This is a genomic window from Frankia sp. CeCAU1 (assembly GCF_977971845.1).
The window spans coordinates 1-4149 of sequence record NZ_CDWWXA010000231.1 but is presented as its reverse complement, the minus strand read 5'-3'; the positions used below and the strand labels follow the sequence as shown (position 1 = coordinate 4149).

The following is a 4149-nucleotide window of genomic DNA, read 5'->3' as shown; positions in this document are numbered from 1 at the left end:
GCCGACCTCCGGAACCGGCTGACGGCTGCCTTCACCGAACTCACCCTGGCCATCTGACCGCCCACCCGAGACGGCTCCACCACGCCCCGCCTCCGCCCAATGCAACAGCGCCGATGGACACAGCTGACCATCATGCCGGCAGCCCGCTCCACCGCGTCAGCGCGTCAGCCCAGCTCACGGGCCCAAGCCGACTTCTGGCACCCCACAACCTCGGCAGGCTGTCCCGCCTCCGGCGACGGGTCGCTCATACGGTGACCGCTCGGGCACCCAGCAGGGCCTTGAGGTCCCCGAGCAGCGAACTACTCGCCTGCACCTGGAGTTCGAGCAGGAGCAGATGCGTGTTCTGCGGGCCTTCGAGACGCAGGTGCACCGGAGTTGTCCCGGGATGGGTCGTCAGGACGAGTTTGAGGTCATCGACCAGCGGTGGTGTGATCTTGTGTGACGGCAGAGTGATGACGACCGGCGGTCCGTTCACGTGCGTCGCGACATCGACCACCGTCAGGTCCTGGGCGAACAGCGAGACCGACCCCTCCCGCTCGTTGATCCTGCCCCGCACCGAGATGACCGCGTCGGTCACGAGCGCGTACGAATGGACCTCGTAGGACTGGGGGAAGAACAGCACCTCGACGGAGGCGTCGAGATCCTCGACGGTCACGATCGCCCACGCCTTGGCGGTGTTCTTGTTGATCCGCTTATCGATCTTGCTGATGATACCGGCGATCTGTACGGTCGTCCCGTCGCTGGCCTCGGCGAGGTCGACGATCCGGGTGTCGCGGTGGCGATCCAGCGCCCGCTCGGCACCCTCCAGCGGATGCGAGGACACGTACAGGCCGAGCATGTCGCGTTCCTGGGCCAGCAGCTCCTTCTTCGGCCATTCGGGGCCGGACAGGTCCAGGTCGAGTCCTAGCGCCGGGCTCTCCTCCTCGCCGGCGCCCCCGTCGCCGAACAGGTCGAACTGGCCGATGGCCTCGGCCCGCTTCGTGATGATCACCGCGTCGATCGCGTTCTCGTGCACGTTGACCAGCACCCGGCGGTGATGGCCCAGCGAGTCGAACGCCCCGGCCTTGATCAGCGAGTCGATGGTGCGCTTGTTGCACACCCCGATGTCGACCTTCTGCAGGAAGTCGGCGAACGACTCATACGCGCCCTTCCTCCGCCGGGCCGCGGCTATCGAGGCGACGACGTTCTCCCCCACATTACGGACGGCCCCCAGGCCGAAGCGGATCGAGTCCCCGACCGCACCGAACCGCAGGTCCGACTCGTTGACGTCGGGGGGCAGGACCTGGATACCCATCCGGCGGGTCTCCGCCAAGTACACCGCCATCTTGTCCTTGTCGTCACCGACGGACGTCAGCAGCGCCGCCATGAACTCGGCCGGGTAGTTGGCCTTGAGGTAGGCCGTCCAGAACGACACGACACCGTACCCAGCGGTGTGGGACTTGTTGAACCCGTAGCCGGAGAACGGGACAAGCACGTCCCACAGCGCCTGGACCGCCGCGTCGGTGTAGCCCCTCTCCTTCATCCCGGCGGAGAACCGAGCGAACTCCTTGTCCAGGATCTCCTTCTTCTTCTTACCCATCGCGCGGCGCAGCAGGTCGGCGCCGCCGAGGCTGTAGCCGGCCAGCTCCCGGGCGATGGCCATGACCTGCTCCTGGTAGACCACCAGGTGGTAGGTCTCGCCGAGGATGGGCTCCAGCGCCTCGGCGAGCTCGGGATGGATCGGGAGGATCTCCTTGCGGCCGTTCTTGCGGTCTGCGTACTCGATGTGGCTGTTGGCCGCCATCGGGCCGGGCCGGTAGAGCGCGAGCACGGCGGCGATGTCGCCGAACTTCGTCGGTGCCATCAGGCGCAGCAGGTTACGCATCGGTCCGCCGTCGAGCTGGAACACCCCGAGCGTGTCGCCGCGGGCGAGCAACTCGAAGGCCTTGGCGTCCTCCAAGGGGAGGGTGGACAGGTCGATGTCGACGTTGCGGTTACGCTTGACGGCCTCGATCGCGTCACCGATGACGGTGAGGTTCCGCAGCCCGAGGCAGTCCATCTTGAGCAGGCCCATCTCCTCGCACTGAGGAAACGGGAACCCGGTGATGATCGCGCCGTCATTGTCGCGGCGATGGATCGGCAGGACATCCAGCAGCGGCTCCGAGCACAGGATGACCCCGGCGGCGTGGACACCAGTGCCGCGGGTGAGCCCCTCCAGCCCCCGCGCGGTGTCGATGACCTTCCGAACCTTGGTGTCGGTCTCGTACTGGGCCCGGACCTCGGCGGCCTCACCGTACCGCTCATGGTTCGGGTCGAAGATCCCGGCCAGCGGGATGCCCTGGCCCATCACATCCGGCGGCATCGCCTTTGAGATCTTGTCACCGAGGGCGTAGTCGTAACCCAGCACCCGGCACGAGTCCTTGATCGCGGCCTTGGCCTTGATGGTGCCGAAGGTGTTGATCTGCGCGACGCGGTCCTCGCCGTACTGCTCGGTGATGTAGCGGATCACCTCACCGCGTCGACGTTCGTCGAAGTCCAGGTCGATATCCGGCGGGCTGATCCGCTCCGGGTTGAGGAACCGCTCGAAGATCAGCGCGTGCTCGATCGGGTTCAGCTCGGTTATACCCAGGATGTAGGCGATCATCGACCCGGTCGCCGATCCACGCCCCGGACCCAGCCCGATGCCCCGATCTCTCGCGAACTTGCAGATGTCGGCGACGACCAGGAAGTAAGCCGGGAAACCCATCTTGTCGATCACGCCGACCTCGTAGTCGACGCGCTCGACCACATCGGCGGGCACGCCCGCAGGGAAGCGCCACGTCAGTCCGCGGTCGATTTCCTTGCGCAGCCAGGACAGCTGCGTCTCACCCGCGGGGACAGGGTAGCGCGGCATCCGGTCCACAAACTTGAAAACATCGTCGTAGGACTCGACGCGCTCGGCGATAAGCAGAGAGCTGTCGCAGGCCCCGGGGACCTCACCGTCCCACAAGTTGCGCATTTCCTCCGAAGACTTGAGATAATATCCCGATCCGTCGAATTTGAAACGGGTCGGATCGTCGAGTTTTTTACCGGTGCCGACGCACAGCAGCACCTCGTGGCTGCCCGCCTGGTCCTCGGTCACATAGTGCGAGTCGTTCGTGGCCAACGGGCGGAGTCCCAGCCGCTTGCCGATGTCGAGCAGCCCCTGGCGGACGCTGCGCTCGATCGGCAAACCGTGATCCATCAACTCCAGGAAGAAGTTGTCCGCGCCGAAGACCTCCTGGTAGGTGGCCGCTGCCGCGAGCGCCTTGTCGAACTGGCCCAGACGAAGCCGGGTCTGCACCTCACCTGACGGACAGCCCGTGGTCGCGATGATCCCTTCGGAGTACTGGGAGACCAGCTCGTGGTCCATCCGCGGCTTGCGGTAGTAGCCCTCGATCGACGCGATCGACGACAGCCGGAACAGGTTGCGCAGCCCGGCGGCGTTGGCTGCGAGCATCGTCATGTGGGTGTAGGCGCCGCCACCGGACACGTCACCGCCCTCACCCGCAGGGTCGACGTCGCGCTGCGAGCGTTCCCCCCACAGGACAGGCCGCTTGTGGTGGCGCGACTCGGGCGCCAGGTACGCCTCGATCCCAATGATCGGCTTGACACCGGCGGACTTCGCACCCTGATAAAATTCGTAGGCACCGAACATGTTACCGTGGTCGGTCATCCCGACGGCCGGCATCCCCAGCTTCGCCGCTTCCTTGAAAAGCAGGCCCGTTTTCGCCGCACCGTCCAGCATCGAATACTCAGTGTGCACATGGAGGTGAACAAAAGAATCCGTCGGCATCCCAGTCCCCTCTCGCCCACAACGGCCCGCCGGTCGGAGTCTAACCCCGCCACCCAGAGCCACCGGAGAGGCACGCGACACAACAGACCCTTAAGCGCATTGATCCTCCAAAGACAATTCGTTGAGATCAATGGTGGACCCGTCGACATACCCGAGAACGCAGCGACGCGATCAGGCAAGCTCTGCGCCGTGACCAACCACGTGCCGCGCGAGCGCGCCGGGTCTGTTGCATCGGCAGAGCCCGTTGTCTCGCAGTTCCCGACCGGTCATGATCGTGTGATGCGTCGACGTCGTGCCTGTCCACCGGTCCCGACATCGGAGTTCGCGGGGTTCCGGCCCCCACCCGAGGTGATCGT

General features: G+C 65.7%; 1 protein-coding gene. It reads right to left on the bottom strand.

Features of this window, described 5'->3' with window-relative positions; translation table 11 throughout:
* Positions 1-244 precede the first annotated feature (244 nt).
* Positions 245-3793 (bottom strand): DNA polymerase III subunit alpha, encoded by a 3549-nt coding sequence (gene dnaE, locus AC08OO_RS22710; protein WP_476611051.1) that lies wholly within the window; start codon positions 3791-3793, stop codon positions 245-247.
* Between the last annotated feature and the right edge of the window lie 356 nt (positions 3794-4149).